Here is a 13670-nt window from a genome sequence, read left to right as displayed (position 1 = left end):
TTCCGGCACACCCAGACAATCGCAGAGCTACGCAGAGACCACGCCATGACCATGCTGAAGAACCCCGGGGTCAAGTACCGCCCCTTCCCGCCCATCAACCTGCCCGACCGGCAGTGGCCCAGTCGCGTGATCGACAAGGCCCCGCGCTGGCTTTCCACCGACCTGCGCGATGGCAACCAGGCGCTGATCGATCCGATGGGCGCGGAGAAGAAGAGCCGCTTCTTCGACCTGCTGCTGAAAGTGGGCGTGAAGGAGATCGAGGTGGGCTTCCCCGCTTCGGGCGCGACCGATTTCGATTTCATCTCGGGCCTGGTCAAGTCCGGCCGGATTCCCTCGGACGTGACGCCGCAGGTGCTGACCCAGTCGCGCCGCGACCTGATCGAGACGACCTTTGCCAGCCTGGAAGGCGCGGAGAAGGCCATCGTCCACGTCTACAATGCCGTCTCCCCCGCCTGGCGCCGGATCGTCTTCGGGATGAGCCGGGAAGAGATCAAGCAGATCGCCATCGAGGGCGCCAAGGTGATGCGCGACCAGGCGGCGAAGTATCACGGTACCGACTGGCACTTCGAGTACAGCCCCGAAACCTTCTCGACCGCCGAGGTCGATTTCTCGGTCGAGGTCTGCGCGGCGGTAATGGAAGTACTCCAGCCGACCACCGCCAAGCCGATCATCTTCAATCTGCCCGCCACGGTCGAATGCGCGACGCCCAACGTCTATGCCGACCAGGTCGAGCTGTTCAGCCGCTCGATCCCGGACCGCGACAAGGTGGTCATTTCGCTGCACACCCATAACGATCGCGGCACCGGCATCGCCGCTTGCGAACTGGGGCTGATGGCTGGAGGCGACCGGGTCGAGGGCTGCCTGTTCGGCAATGGCGAACGCACCGGCAACTGCGATCTCGTGACCGTTGCGCTCAACATGTACACGCAGGGGGTCGATCCGGGGCTCGATTTTTCGGACATCGATGCGATCGCGAAGACAGTGGAATACTGCAACCAGCTGCCGATCCACCCGCGCCATCCTTACGTGGGCGAACTGGTCTACACCTCGTTCTCCGGCAGCCACCAGGACGCGATCAAGAAGGGCTTCGCCGCGCGCGAACAGCAGAACGACGAGGCCTGGGAGATGCCCTATCTTCCGATCGATCCGGCGGATCTGGGCCGCAGCTATGAAGCGGTGATCCGGGTCAACTCGCAGTCCGGCAAGGGCGGCTTTGCCTGGGTGCTGGAACAGGACCAGGGGCTGAAGCTGCCCAAGAAGATGCAGGCGCACTTCTCCGGCCATGTCCAGAACCTGGCCGACGAAGTGGGCCGCGAACTGTTTGCCGACGACATCTGGGAGGTGTTCCAGCGGACCTACAAGCTCAGCACGCCGCAGCATTTCCAGCTGGTCGACTACGAGGAATCGAAGGCTGCCGACGGCACCCGCGTCTTCGCCGGCAAGATTGCCGTCGATGACAAGGAACAGACCGTTTCCGGGCGTGGCAATGGCCTGATCAGCTCAGTCGTGGCGACCCTGGCGGAGAGCTTTGGCGAGAAGCTGGAAGTGAAGGACTATTCCGAGCACGCCATGGGCGCCGGGTCCGATGCCCGTGCGGCGGCCTATGTCGAATGCATCGGCCCGGACGGCAAAACCATCTGGGGCGTCGGCATTGACGAGGACGTGGCGACTGCTTCCGTCCGGGCCGTGCTGAGCGCCGCCAATGGCTTGGCGCGGGCCTAGCCAGCACTTCTGACCGAGGATCAGGCGGGGGCGATCAATAGATCGTGTAGCCCCCGTCGATCACGATCGAATCGCCAGTGTGGTGGCGCGATGCGCGGCTGGCGAGGTAGACCGCGATCGCGGCAAAATCCGAACCGTCCATCCAGCCACCGGTCGGCACCCGGCTGATCACCGCCTCGTTGAACTTGTCCCAGCCTTGCAGGCCTTCGGTCAGGCCGGATCGGGTCCAGCCGGGTAGGATGCTGTTGGCGGTAATGCCATAGCGCGCCAGTTCGACAGCCATGGCGCGGATCATGGTGACGACCGCGCCCTTGGTGGCAGCATAATGCTCGTTGCGGGCCGCACCGTGAATCGCCGAAGTCGAGGAAATGCCCACCAGCGAACCGCCGCTGTCGCCCGCCTCATGCCGCGCGATCATGTGCCGCGCCGCCTCTCGGAGAGTGTAAAGCACCCCGTGGATGTTGATCGCCTCGATCCGTTCCAAGTCGGCGGTCGAGATGTCGAACAGGCTCTTGCGCGGAATGGATATACCCGCGTTGGCAATCGCCTGGTCAAGCCGCCCGAACTCCGCGACAATGCCCGCGATCCCGGCCGCGACCGCCGCTTCGTCGGACACGTCGATCCGGGCATGGCGAACCTCGCCACCATGCTGGCGAAGCTGCGCCGCCGCAATCTCGTTGCGCTCGGCATTGGTGCCCCAGATCACCACCGTCGCGCCATGTTGGGCCAGCCCTTCGGCCATACCCAGGCCGATCCCGCTGTTGCCCCCGGTTACCAGCGCGACCTTGCCGGTCAGATCGAACAGTGATGCCATGGCCTATCCCTCACCCATCTTTTTAATCGATCGGTTAATGCGAGGGCGGTCTGCGCTTGTCAAACCCGCCCGGCACCATAAGCTGCGGGCCAAACAGAACCAGAGAGGAGTGAACCAGTGAGCGAAGCGATCCTCGAGCCTGAACTGCCGATCATCGATCCCCATCACCACCTGTGGGACCTGCGCCCGGTGATGGGCGCCTTTCCGGAGCCGCATCATCACTTCGTCGCTTCGGTGGCGCGTTCACCCTATTACACCTTCAACGAACTGCACGCCGACATGACCAGCGGCCAAAACGTGATCGGCACGGTCTACATGGAATGCGGCGCCTTCTACCGCGCCGGGGCCGATGAAGCACTGAAGGTGGTCGGCGAGGTCGAATATGTGAACGGCGTTGCCGCCCAGGGCGCCAGTGGGCTTTATGGCGCGATGCGGCCCTGCGCGGCAATCATCGGTCATGCCGACCTGACCCGCGGCAGCGCGGCCGGCGCGGTGCTCGATGCGCTGGCCTCAGCCGCGCCGGACCGGTTCCGTGGCATTCGCCATGCCGCCGCCTGGGATGCCGATCCCGATGTGCTGGGCCCGCCGTTCCACGCGCCGGCCGGGCTCTATCTCGACAGCAAGTTCCGCGAAGGCTTTGCCGAACTGGGCAAGCGCGGGCTGACTTTCGATGCCTGGCTGCTGGAACCGCAGCTGGGCGATTTCCTGAGCCTGGCCAAGGCTTTCCCCGACCAGCCGATCGTGCTCGATCACTGCGGCACCCCGCTGGGCATGGGCTCGTACCACGGCAAGCTGCACGAACGGTTCGACACCTGGCGTGCTTCGATCAAGGCGATTGCCGAATGCCCCAACGTGTCGGTCAAGCTGGGCGGCCTCGCCATGTCCTTTGCCGGCATGCCCGATCACGGGCCGGAAGCGGGACTGTCATCGGAAGTGCTGGCGGCGATGTGGCGCCCCTATATCGAAACCTGCATCGAGGCCTTCGGGCCGGACCGGGCCATGTTCGAAAGCAATTACCCGGTCGACAAGTGGGGCGCGAGCTATCCGGTGCTGTGGAACGCCTTCAAGCGACTGACGCTGGGGGCCAGTGCCGATGAAAAGCGCGCGCTTTATGCCGGCACGGCGGCGCGCTTCTATGGGCTGGAATACCTGCTCGGCTGATGATGAACCGGCCGGGGGTGCGGTTCGCCCGCACCCCCGCGCCGCTTAGGCCTGATGGATCGCCTTGGTGACGAGGTAGCTTTCCATCCCCTCGATCCCGCCTTCGCTGCCAAAGCCCGAGTCCTTGACCCCGCCAAACGGCGAATCCGGGACCGAGATGGCGAAGGTGTTGATCCCCACCATCCCGCTTTCCAGCGCATCGCCCAGCAGGTTGGCGCGGCGCATCTGCTCGGTAAAGGTGAAGGCAGCGAGGCCATAGGGCAGGCGGTTGGCCTTGGCGATAGCATCGTCCAGATCGGTGAACGGGGCCGCCACGGCGACCGGGCCGAACGGCTCGTTGCTCATGATATCAGCGCTGTCCGGAACATCGGCGAGCAGGGTCGGCTGGAAGAAGAACCCGGCATTGCCGCGGCTGCCCCCCGCCATCACCCGCGCACCCTTGGCCCGCGCATCCTCGACCAGCGCCTCGATCGCAGCGGGGCGACGGACATTGGCCAGGGGCCCCATCTGTGTTTCGCCATCCAGCCCGTGGCCGGTCTGGACCTTTCCCGCGCGCGCGGCAAAGCCTTCGACGAAACGGTCATAGATGCCCTGCTGGACATAGAACCGCGTCGGCGAAACGCAGACTTGCCCGGCGTTGCGGAACTTCTGCGGCACGACCATGTCGAGCGTCTTTTCGAGGTCGCAATCGTCGAACACCAGGACCGGGGCATGGCCGCCCAGTTCCATCGTCACGCGCTTCAAGCCATCGGCCGCCAGCCGCATCAGGTGCTTGCCGACCGGGACCGAGCCGGTGAAGCTGACCTTGCGGATGACGGGTGAGGCCAGCAGGTGGCGGCTGACCGCATCGGGCACACCATGGACCAGCTGCACCACGTCGGCCGGCAGGCCCGCATCCAGCAGGCAGCGCACCAGCGCCCCGGTGCAGCCGGGAGTTTCCTCCGGCGGCTTGGCAATCACCGAACAGCCCGTGGCGAGCGCCGGACCCAGCTTCTTGGCCAACAGGTAGATCGGGAAGTTCCATGGGCTGAAAGCCGCGACCGGGCCGACCGGTTGCTTCGTCACCAGCGCGCGCTGGCCGGTGGGGCGCACCAGCACCCGGCCATAGATCCGGGTGGCTTCGGCCGCGCACCAATCGAACAACCCCGCGCTGGACATCACTTCGCCGCGCGCCTCGGCCAGCGGCTTGCCCTGTTCCATGGTCAGCAGCCGGGCGATGCCATCGGCCCGTTCGCGCAGCAGCGCGGCGGCCTTGGTCAGCACGGCCGCGCGCTGCTCGGCCGGGGTGTTCTTCCACAGGGCAAAGCCGCGCTCGGCGGCGGCGAGCGCCTCGTTAAGATCAGCCGGGCTGGCCAGTGGCACTTCGGCAATGGTTTCGCCGCGGGCCGGGTCTACGACCGGGAACAGGTCGCGCCCCTCCCCGATTTTCCAGCTGCCATTGATGAACAGCGCCAGGTCGGCGTCGTAAGTCTGGGTCATGGGTATCCTCGCTCTCTGGGGCGAGGGATTAGCTGTCGTGCAGCGCCTTGACCAGTGTAGTGCGCAGCGCAATCAACCGCGCACGCAGGGCAAAGGCATTGGTCGGAACAGGGGCCGACCCGGCTTGCGGCTCAGCTGCCAGAGGCGCCTGCTCGGCCACTTTGGCAGCCGCTGCCGACCGGGCCGCCTTGCCTCCGCTCAAGGCCTGGCGCGCGCCGCGCAAGGTATAACCCTCGCGATGAACCAGCCGGTCAATTGCCTCAACCAGGGCAACATCTTCCGGCCGGTAGTATCGACGCCCGCCGCTGCGTTTGAGCGGCTTCAACATGGGGAACTGTTCTTCCCAATAGCGCAGGACATGCTGACGGATGCCCAGCGCCTTGGCCACTTCCCCGATCGTGCGCAGCGCACCCTCTTCCTTCCCGTCGGCAAAACCGGCGTGGCGCGAATCGGCCGAGAAGAGGTCAGGCCCGGTCACCCTTTGGCGATCCGGTCCTTAAGCATCTGGCTGGCCCGGAATGTCAGCACCCGGCGTGGCGTGATCGGCACTTCCACCCCGGTCTTGGGGTTGCGGCCAATGCGCTGCGTCTTGTCCCGAAGCAGGAAGGTGCCAAACCCGGATATCTTCACATTCTCGCCACTTTCCAGTGCGTTACCCATGTGATCGAGAATGGCTTCCACCATCCCCAGCGAGTCCGCACGGGACAATCCCACCTTGCGATTGATTGCTTCGGCCAGATCGGCCCTCGTCAAAGTTTGCATCGAGCGCATTTTTGCCACCTTCCCCGAAACATAGCTATTTCGACCCCGTGTCAACGATAGCCGTTTACCGGAAGAATGCAACGAAGCCCTTGAAAGTGGTTGATTTGGAATAAAGCGGGCTCAGACCCGAAACAGGCTCGCGCCCCAGGTGAAGCCACCACCCATCGCTTCCAGCATGACCAGCTGACCCGGCTGGATCCGCCCGTCACGGATCGCGGCGTCCAGCGCCAGCGGCACCGAGGCGGCCGAAGTGTTGGCGTGGCGATCGACCGTTACCACCACCTTCTCCGGCGGCAGGCCAAGCTTTTTCGCGGTCGCATCAAGGATGCGCTGATTGGCCTGGTGCGGCACCACCCAGTCGAGCTGGTCCGGCGTATGGCCGGTGTCCGCCAGCACTTCGCCCAGCACCTCGGCCAGGTTGACCACGGCATGGCGGAACACCTCGCGGCCCCGCATGCGGATGTGGCCGACCGTGCCGGTGGTGGAAGGCCCGCCATCGACATAGAGCAGTTCGTTATGCGCGCCGTCGGCATGCAGCCGGCTGGCCAGAATGCCCGGGCCATCCTCGGCCACATCGCGCGCTTCGAGCACCACGGCCCCGGCCCCGTCGCCGAACAGGACGCAGGTGGTGCGATCCTCCCAGTCAAGGATCCGGCTCATCGTCTCGGCACCGATTACCAAGGCACGCTTCGCGGCGCCAGTGCGCAGCATCGAATCGGCCACGCCCAGGGCATAAAGGAAGCCGGAACAGACCGCGCCGACATCGAAGGCGATTCCGCCATGGCAGCCAAGCTGGTCCTGGACGATCGTCGCGCTGGCCGGAAAGGTCTGATCGGGTGTGCAGGTGGCCAGCACGATCAGGCCGATATCCTGCGGTTCCAGCCCGGCCGCAGCCAGCGCGGCGCGCGCGGCGGCAGTGGCGAGGCTGGAAGTCGTTTCCCCCTCACCGGCCAGGTGACGCGAACGGATGCCGGTCCGCTCGACGATCCATTCGTCGCTGGTGTCGACCCGCTCGGCCAGTTCGGCATTTGAAACTGCGCGTTCCGGCAGGGCCGAACCCGTACCAACCAGAACCGAGCGAAGTGTCATTGCGCCGTCTTGCCCTTGTTGCGGATCGATTCGGCCCCGAAATGCTCGAGTTCGGCGGCGATCCGGCTGGTCAGGTTTTCTTCGAGCAGCCGCGCGGTAACCGCCACGGCATTGGCCACGCCCAGCGCCGAGGCCGAACCGTGGCTCTTCACGACAATGCCGTTCAGCCCCAGGAACACCGCGCCGTTGTGGTTGTTGGGATCGAGATGGTGCTTGAGCAGCTCGGTCGCCGGACGCGAGATCAGGAAGCCGACCTTCGAGCGCAGCGACGAAGCGAACGAGCGGCGCAGCAGATCCGCCACGAAGCGGGCCGTTCCTTCGATCGCCTTGAGGGCGATATTGCCCGAAAAGCCGTCGGTCACCACCACGTCTACATCGCCGCGGTTGATCTTGTCGGCCTCGGTAAAGCCGTCAAAGCGCAACGAGAGTTCGGTGTGGGAATTGAGCTGGGCGGCCGCATCGCGCAGCGCCTCGGTGCCCTTGGTTTCCTCGCTACCGATATTGAGCAGGCGGACACGCGGATGATCGCGGCCAGTGATGATCCGCGAATAGGCTGCGCCCATGATCGCGAACTGCACCAGGTTGCGGGCATCGCAATCGGTATTGGCGCCCAGGTCGAGCATGACCACGTCATTCTCGCCGAGGGTCGGCATCAGGGCAGACAGCGCCGGACGGTCGATCCCGGGCATGGTCCGCAGGGCCAGCTTGGCCATGGCCATCAGCGCACCGGTATTGCCGGCGCTGACCGCGGCACCGGCGGCCCCGGTCTTCACCGCGTTGATCGCCAGGCCCATCGAGGTGGTCTTGGCACGGCGCAGGGCCTGGGTGGGCTTTTCATCGCCCGCCACCACATCTTCGCAATGCAGGATTTCAGAGGCCGCGCGCAGGTTCGGGTGGTGCTCCAGCGCGTCCTTGATCCGCGCTTCGTCACCGACCAGCAGAAACTTGAAACGGTCGTGGCGGCGACGCGCCAGCGCCGCCCCTTCGACCATCACACGCACGCCTTCGTCACCGCCCATCGCATCGATGGCGATACGCGGCAGGCTCATCGCAGTTCCCCCCGTTGGATGGGCTTAGAGCCCGACGGCGATGACTTCGCGGCCGTTGTAATGCCCGCAAGCCGGGCAGATGTTGTGCGGGCGCTTCAGTTCGCCACAGTTCGAGCATTCATGGAATGCTTCAACCTTCAGCGCATCATGGCTGCGGCGCATGCCCCGGCGGGACGGGCTCGTTTTTCTCTTGGGGACAGCCATTTCGGCACCTGTTCCTGAATATCGTCTGGTCGTCTAGGGTTGCCGCGCTGGATCCAAGGGACTGGCGGCTGCGAAGGCGCGCCTATAGCGAATTTGGCGCGCGTTGCAAGCGCCGTCCTGACCATTGAGCGAACCAACAGGGGAGAGGATGATGTTGCTACCCACTACGCTTTCGCTGGCTGCTGCTGCGGCGATCATCAATCTGTGGCTTTCGGTCCGCTGCGGCCAGGTCCGCGGCAAGGCCGGGATCAGCATTGGCACCGGCGGTAACGAGCTGCTCGAACGCCGGATGCGCGCCCAGCTCAACTTCGTGGAGAACACCCCCTGGGTGCTGCTGCTCATCGCCGGGATCGAACTGGCCGGCAAGGGCGGGCAATGGCTCGCGATCGTCGGCGCGGTCTACATGCTGGGCCGCGTTGGCCACGGCATCGGCATGGATGGCGCAAGCTTTGCGAAGGGCCGGATGATCGGCACCCTGATCACCATGCTGGCCCAGCTGGGCCTGGCAATTGTTGCCGTGCTGGTCGTACTCGGCCACATGTAAGCCTGAAGCCGCGCCGGCCTGGCCGGGGCGGCAGGCTAGCTCAGCACATAATCGCTGACGAAGGCATTGGTCTTGCGTTCGCGACCGAAAGTGCTCGTGGGGCCGTGGCCGGGAACAAAGGTCACGTCCTCACCCAGCGGCCAGAGCTTCTGCGTGATCGAATCGACCAGTTGCTGGTGATTCCCGCGCGGAAAATCGGTCCGTCCGATCGACCCCTGGAACAGCACATCGCCAACCATCGCAAAGCGCGAGGGGGCGTGGAAGAATACCACGTGGCCGGGCGTGTGGCCGGGGCAATGGATCACGTCCAGGTCCAGCTCACCCACCGTCACCTTGTCGCCATCGTGCAGCCAGCGGTTCGGCTCGAAGGTTTCGGCATGCATGCCCCAGCGCTTGCCGTCATCGTCCAGCTGAGCGATCCAGAACCGGTCCTCCTCGTGCGGGCCTTCGATCGGCACGCCCAGTTCCTTCGCCAGGATCCCGGTCTGCCCGCAGTGATCGAGGTGCCCGTGGGTAACGAGCAGCTTCTCGATCGTCACCCCGACCTTGGCCACGGCCGCCTTCAGCTTGTCGAGATCGCCGCCGGGATCGACCAACGCGCCCTTCATCGTCTTCGTGCACCAGATCAGCGAGCAGTTCTGCTGCAAGGGAGTGACGGGCAGGATGCCCACGCGCATCGGGGGTTCGGCGGTTTCGGTCATGCCGCCTAAATGACGGCAAGCGCCCGCAGCGGCAAGGGTCATGATCACTTAACCCCGACCCAAGCCTCAGCGCCAGCGATCACAGCCGCCCGCCCTTCCATACCACCCGCCCGATCACCTCCACTTCCGCGCGCGGCAGTTCGATCGGGCGATAGGCGGCATTATCGCTGACCAGCACGATCTGCCCTGGCTGCGCGGTGTCGAGCCGCTTGACCAGCAAGGCATCCCCGCTGCGCACCACGTGGATGCCATCGCGCAAGGGCCGCGGCGTGCGATCGACCAGGATCTCGTCCCCGTCGCGCAGGGTCGGCTCCATCGAATCGCCCTCGACCCGGATCGCCGAGAGCATGCGCGGATCGAGCCCCTGCTCGCGCAGCCAGCGTCCCGAAAAGCGCAGGGCTCCGATCGGCATTTCCTCGAACGCGAGCGCGCCGGCCCCGGCCGCTGCGCCCAGCGGCAGGCGCGGCACGTCAACCCAATCACCGCGCGCTGGCTGCTCGATAACTTGCGAGGAATTTTCCTCCGGCGCGCCCAGCTCCGCCTCGTCCACGCCGAGGAACCGGGCCAGCTTGCGCCGGTCCATTTCCTCCAGCTTGCGCGGGCTGCCCTTGCGGATGAATTGCTGCAAGTACGTGGCGTTACGCCCGATCAGTTCCGAAAGCCGGGCCAGGCTGACGCCTTGCTCGGTCGCCAGTTGCTGCAAACGGGTGCGCGGGTCGGCCATGGTCATGAAGATGTACTAGTCGATGTATTTTTCCTAGACAAGTAGGATTTTACCCGTGAAGGCAGGATTGTTCCCGCACCGACTCACCGATCAGAAAAGGACGCCTTCTCATGCTGATACGCCGGATCGAGCAATTCCTGCACGAAACAGGAATGCCCTGGACCAAGTTCGGGCGGCTCGCCACTCACGACCCCCGCTTTGTCCAGGACCTGCGCAATGGCCGCTCACCCCGCCCGGAAACAGAATCGCGGTTGGAACATTTCATGAACGATTATCGGAGAACCCGCCGTGCAGCATGACCCTGCCCTGCTTCGCATCCTCAGGCAGCCTGGAGTCCGCAAGGGCCGTCGTCCCTGGCTGAGCCTGCTCGCGACCTTGCTGGAACTGGGACAGGGCCGCGCCGAACTGGTGCGTCACAGCGAACACAGTTGGGCCAGCGCGACCTTTGCCGGCACCAAGCATTGCGTGGAGCTGGCCTTTACCGGGGCGGAAGCACTGGAAGCCGCGGAAAGCCTGATCGCCGCCCTGCCCGATCACGAATTCGACCTGCCCGGCCAACTGGTGGCCGATGCCTGCCTGATCTCCATCGAACAAGCCATGCTGCCCCAGCCCCGCATGGTGCTGAAGATCGAGGTCCTGCTGCTGGAGGATGGCTAAGTGGCGCCCTCGCCGCCGATCAGCCGCTCGAACTGGGCGCGGCCGCGCGGCGAGAACACGACCGCGCGTGAGTTCGCTTCCCGCCTAGCCCAACCCTGATCGAGGATCCGGGCGAGGATCGCCCGGCCCAGACTGCCCGCCAGATGCGAGCGCCGCTCACTCCAGTCGAGGCACTCGCGGCACAGGTGGCCGCGCCGGGCGGAAAGATCCGCAATATCGATCCCGAAGGCGCCAACAAATGCTGCGCCTGGTTCGGTCAGCGCCAGCCCCGATGGTGCCAGCGCCAGGTAACCGTGGCTGATCATGTGATCGAACAGCCGCGTCGCCATCTGCCCCGCCAGATGGTTGTAGCAGACCCGCGCCTCGCGCAGCCGGATATCGGCCGGGCCGGTGCGCGTGCGCAAATGGCCGGTGGTCTGGGCGAGCTCCATCAGCACTTCGAGCGATCGCGCGACGCGTTCATCGGCCAGGGCAAAATAGCGGTGGCGCCCCTGCTGGCGGGTCGTCACCAGATTGCCATCGAGCAGCTTGCGCAGGTGCGAGCTGGCAGTCTGCTGGGTGATCCCGGCCTCACTGGCGAGTTCGGTCGCCGTCAGGGCCTTGCCCGACATCAGCGCGGTCAGCATGTTCGATCGCGCGGGGTCACCGATCAGGTTGGCGATCCGGGCAATGTCAGGGCCTTCTTTCATACTTCGATCCATATCGAAGCATATCGGCAGGGTGAAGCGTAAATCGGCCTCTCCAAAACCACTGGAGAGACCATGCTTACCTGCATCATCCGCTATCACATCGATCCGACCAAGAAGGACCAGTTTGCCGAATATTCCCGCAACTGGGGCCAGGCCATCCCGCGCTGCGGGGCCGACCTGATCGGCTATTTCGCCCCGCACGAGGGCTCCAGCACCCTGGCCTATGGCATCTACAACATCGCCAGTCTGGCCGAATACGAAGCCTACCGGGCGCGCCTTGCGGCAGACCCGCTGGGCCGCGAAAACTACGAGTTCGCCCAGCGCGAAAAGTTCCTGCTGCGCGAGGATCGCACTTTCCTGAAACTGGTTTCAGCGCCGCACGGAGGCCGGGAATGATCGCGGTGATCTTCGAGGTCGAACCTGCCCCGGGCCAGAACGAGACCTATCTCGACACAGCGGCAGGCCTGCGCCCGCTGCTCGATGAAATCGAGGGTTTCATCTCGGTCGAACGCTTCCAGAGCCTGACCAACCCCGGCAAGCTGGTGTCGCTGTCCTTCTTCGAGAACGAGGAAGCAGTGCGGCGTTGGCGCGAAACGGCTGAACATCGCGCCGCCCAGTCAGCCGGCCGCAGCGGGGTTTTCGCCGACTACCGCCTGCGGGTCGCCTCCGTGATCCGCGACTATTCGCTGCACAACCGCAAGGAGGTGCCGCTGGTCTAGTGGAGGACGTCTAATACCCCAGCGTCAGGTCCATCACCGGATCGAGCGGTTCACCGGCGCGATAGCGTTCCAGGTTGACCAGGAACCGCTCGACCGAGCGGATGAACATCTTGTCCTGCGCCCGGCCTGACAGGTGCATGGTGACATGGGCGTTGGGCAGGCTCCACAGCTCGTGATCGGCCGGGAGCGGTTCGGGCGTGGTGACGTCCAGGAAAGCCGCGTGGATGCGATTGGCCTTGAGCGCCTCAACCAGCGCATCCTGATCGACCACGGCCCCGCGCGCGATGTTGACCAGCACGGCATCGCTTTTCATCGCCGCGAGCTCGGCCGCGCCGATCATGCCATCGGTTTCGGGGGTGGCGGGCACGGCCAGGATCACCCAATCGAATTCGCCCAGCCGCGCGCGCCACTGGTCGGGCGCCAGGGTATCCGGCCCCGGCGTGCGGCGGACCTTGGTCACCTCGACCCCAAACGGAGCCAGCCGCTCGGCAATCAGGCTGCCGATCGCGCCCATGCCAAGGAGCAGCGCCTTGCTGCCGAACAGTTCACGCTTGCCGGGCGAATCCATCAGCCATTCGTGGCGGTCCTGCGCGCGGACCACCTCGCGATAGCCCTTGGCCACGGTCAGCATGCCCATCACGACATATTCGGCGATGGTGATGGCGTTGATCCCGGCGCCGTTGGTCACGGTCACGCCGCGCTCATGCAGCAGCGAGAGCGGCATGTGATCGAGCCCGGCGTAGATCGAGTTGAGCCACTTGAGGCTGGTCGCCCGCCGCGCCGCCTCGGCCATGTCTTCCTTCTTGTAGAGATCGAACCAGCCGATTTCGGCCTGATCGGCGATCTCCAGCAATTCCTCGGTCGTGGCGAACCAGCGCGGCTCGATCCAGTCGGGCAGGCGCGGCTCCAGGATCGGGCGGGCGATGGCGGATAGCACGGCAACAGTCATGACGGACGAAAAGCTCCCCACAGGGCAAAGGTCAGGAACGGTAGGCCGATCAGGTCAACCAGCGCAATGGTGCGCAGGGCCGGTGGCGCTCCGGCGCGCCAGTATAGCCACAGAAAGCCCAGCATCGAAATCGCGGTGACAATCCCCGCCAATTGCCGCGCCTCGGGCCGCCATGCTGCCCACAGGCAGGCGACGAACACCGCCAGGAACAGCGCGGCGCGGTGGTGCATCAGCATGAACAGCGGGTTGTCCGCGCGAATTCCATAAAGCGCGGTCAGCGTCGCCGGACGGAAGAAGGCCAGCGCCGGCATCAGGTGCACCAGCGCCAGCGCTATCCAGGAGATCGGTTGCATCATGCAACCAGATTAGCGCAGCGAGGCAGCTTGGCAAGCCGCCTCAGCCAAAGC

The 13670-nt window shown here is 65.2% G+C and carries 18 protein-coding genes; 6 read left to right on the top strand and 12 right to left on the bottom strand.

Going from position 1 to position 13670, the window contains the following annotated elements:
• Nucleotides 1-45 precede the first annotated feature (45 nt).
• Nucleotides 46-1722, top strand: a complete 1677-nt coding sequence (gene leuA / locus O9281_RS02690) for a 2-isopropylmalate synthase (protein WP_298182455.1) — start codon at nucleotides 46-48, stop codon at nucleotides 1720-1722.
• A gap of 34 nt (nucleotides 1723-1756) precedes the next feature.
• On the opposite strand, the gene O9281_RS02685 is transcribed toward leuA, so the two are convergent.
• Nucleotides 1757-2536, bottom strand: coding sequence for an SDR family oxidoreductase (locus O9281_RS02685; protein ID WP_298182453.1), 780 nt, complete (start codon nucleotides 2534-2536; stop codon nucleotides 1757-1759).
• A gap of 117 nt (nucleotides 2537-2653) precedes the next feature.
• On the opposite strand from O9281_RS02685, the gene O9281_RS02680 reads away from it, so the two are divergent.
• Nucleotides 2654-3697, top strand: coding sequence for an amidohydrolase (locus O9281_RS02680; protein ID WP_298182452.1), 1044 nt, complete (start codon nucleotides 2654-2656; stop codon nucleotides 3695-3697).
• Between the two features lie 45 nt (nucleotides 3698-3742).
• Here O9281_RS02680 and O9281_RS02675 read toward each other — a convergent pair whose 3' ends face one another.
• The 6 genes from O9281_RS02675 to rpmF form a co-directional block, all read right to left on the bottom strand.
• The gene (locus O9281_RS02675; protein ID WP_298182450.1) at nucleotides 3743-5176 is read right to left on the bottom strand and encodes an NAD-dependent succinate-semialdehyde dehydrogenase; all 1434 of its coding nucleotides are present in this window, start codon (nucleotides 5174-5176) and stop codon (nucleotides 3743-3745) included.
• Nucleotides 5177-5204: 28 nt separating this feature from the next.
• Nucleotides 5205-5654 carry a MerR family transcriptional regulator gene (locus tag O9281_RS02670; protein ID WP_298182448.1) on the bottom strand — a complete coding sequence of 150 codons (450 nt, stop codon included), beginning with the start codon at nucleotides 5652-5654 and terminating at the stop codon, nucleotides 5205-5207.
• On the bottom strand, nucleotides 5651-5947 hold the full coding sequence (locus O9281_RS02665) for an integration host factor subunit alpha (RefSeq protein ID WP_298182599.1): 297 nt from the start codon (nucleotides 5945-5947) through the stop codon (nucleotides 5651-5653). Before O9281_RS02665 ends, O9281_RS02670 begins: the two co-directional genes overlap by 4 nt.
• Nucleotides 5948-6058: 111 nt before the next feature.
• On the bottom strand, nucleotides 6059-7027 hold the full coding sequence (locus O9281_RS02660; protein ID WP_298182446.1) for a beta-ketoacyl-ACP synthase III: 969 nt from the start codon (nucleotides 7025-7027) through the stop codon (nucleotides 6059-6061).
• Entirely contained in the window at nucleotides 7024-8076 is a 1053-nt protein-coding gene (gene plsX / locus O9281_RS02655; RefSeq protein ID WP_298182444.1) for a phosphate acyltransferase PlsX, read from the bottom strand. The genes O9281_RS02660 and plsX overlap by 4 nt, the downstream gene beginning before the upstream one ends.
• A gap of 24 nt (nucleotides 8077-8100) precedes the next feature.
• Nucleotides 8101-8280 (bottom strand): 50S ribosomal protein L32, encoded by a 180-nt coding sequence (gene rpmF, locus O9281_RS02650; protein ID WP_298182442.1) that lies wholly within the window; start codon nucleotides 8278-8280, stop codon nucleotides 8101-8103.
• Nucleotides 8281-8428: 148 nt separating this feature from the next.
• Here rpmF and O9281_RS02645 point away from each other — a divergent pair, with 148 nt between their 5' ends.
• The gene (locus tag O9281_RS02645) at nucleotides 8429-8824 is read left to right on the top strand and encodes an MAPEG family protein (RefSeq protein WP_363321455.1); all 396 of its coding nucleotides are present in this window, start codon (nucleotides 8429-8431) and stop codon (nucleotides 8822-8824) included.
• Between the two features lie 35 nt (nucleotides 8825-8859).
• Here the strand turns inward: O9281_RS02645 and O9281_RS02640 are convergent, their stop codons facing one another.
• Together O9281_RS02640 and O9281_RS02635 are read right to left on the bottom strand one after the other, a co-directional pair.
• A complete protein-coding gene (locus O9281_RS02640; RefSeq protein ID WP_298182441.1) occupies nucleotides 8860-9525 on the bottom strand; it encodes an MBL fold metallo-hydrolase in 666 nt (221 codons plus the stop codon).
• 79 nt (nucleotides 9526-9604) lie between these two features.
• On the bottom strand, nucleotides 9605-10255 hold the full coding sequence (locus O9281_RS02635) for a LexA family transcriptional regulator (protein ID WP_298182439.1): 651 nt from the start codon (nucleotides 10253-10255) through the stop codon (nucleotides 9605-9607).
• A 282-nt stretch (nucleotides 10256-10537) separates the two neighbouring features.
• Here O9281_RS02635 and O9281_RS02625 point away from each other — a divergent pair, with 282 nt between their 5' ends.
• Entirely contained in the window at nucleotides 10538-10906 is a 369-nt protein-coding gene (locus O9281_RS02625; protein ID WP_298182435.1) for a hypothetical protein, read from the top strand.
• On the opposite strand, the gene O9281_RS02620 is transcribed toward O9281_RS02625, so the two are convergent.
• Nucleotides 10903-11595 carry a winged helix-turn-helix domain-containing protein gene (locus O9281_RS02620; RefSeq protein ID WP_298182433.1) on the bottom strand — a complete coding sequence of 231 codons (693 nt, stop codon included), beginning with the start codon at nucleotides 11593-11595 and terminating at the stop codon, nucleotides 10903-10905. The genes O9281_RS02625 and O9281_RS02620 overlap by 4 nt on opposite strands.
• A 72-nt stretch (nucleotides 11596-11667) precedes the next feature.
• Between O9281_RS02620 and O9281_RS02615 the strand changes: the two genes are divergently transcribed.
• Nucleotides 11668-11991, top strand: a complete 324-nt coding sequence (locus tag O9281_RS02615; RefSeq protein WP_298182431.1) for an NIPSNAP family protein — start codon at nucleotides 11668-11670, stop codon at nucleotides 11989-11991.
• Nucleotides 11988-12314: an antibiotic biosynthesis monooxygenase gene (locus tag O9281_RS02610; protein WP_298182429.1), complete on the top strand. Its 327-nt coding sequence runs from the start codon at nucleotides 11988-11990 to the stop codon at nucleotides 12312-12314. The genes O9281_RS02615 and O9281_RS02610 overlap by 4 nt, the downstream gene beginning before the upstream one ends.
• Before the next feature lie 10 nt (nucleotides 12315-12324).
• Here the strand turns inward: O9281_RS02610 and O9281_RS02605 are convergent, their stop codons facing one another.
• Both O9281_RS02605 and O9281_RS02600 read right to left on the bottom strand, forming a co-directional pair.
• Nucleotides 12325-13263: a D-2-hydroxyacid dehydrogenase gene (locus O9281_RS02605; protein WP_298182427.1), complete on the bottom strand. Its 939-nt coding sequence runs from the start codon at nucleotides 13261-13263 to the stop codon at nucleotides 12325-12327.
• Nucleotides 13260-13616, bottom strand: coding sequence for a hypothetical protein (locus tag O9281_RS02600; RefSeq protein WP_298182425.1), 357 nt, complete (start codon nucleotides 13614-13616; stop codon nucleotides 13260-13262). Before O9281_RS02600 ends, O9281_RS02605 begins: the two co-directional genes overlap by 4 nt.
• Between the last annotated feature and the right edge of the window lie 54 nt (nucleotides 13617-13670).

Origin of the sequence: Novosphingobium sp., from assembly GCF_027531025.1 — a bacterium.
Classification (GTDB): Bacteria; Pseudomonadota; Alphaproteobacteria; order Sphingomonadales; family Sphingomonadaceae; genus Novosphingobium.
Note: the sequence above shows the minus strand (reverse complement) of the source record. Positions and strands in the feature narration are given on the sequence as shown.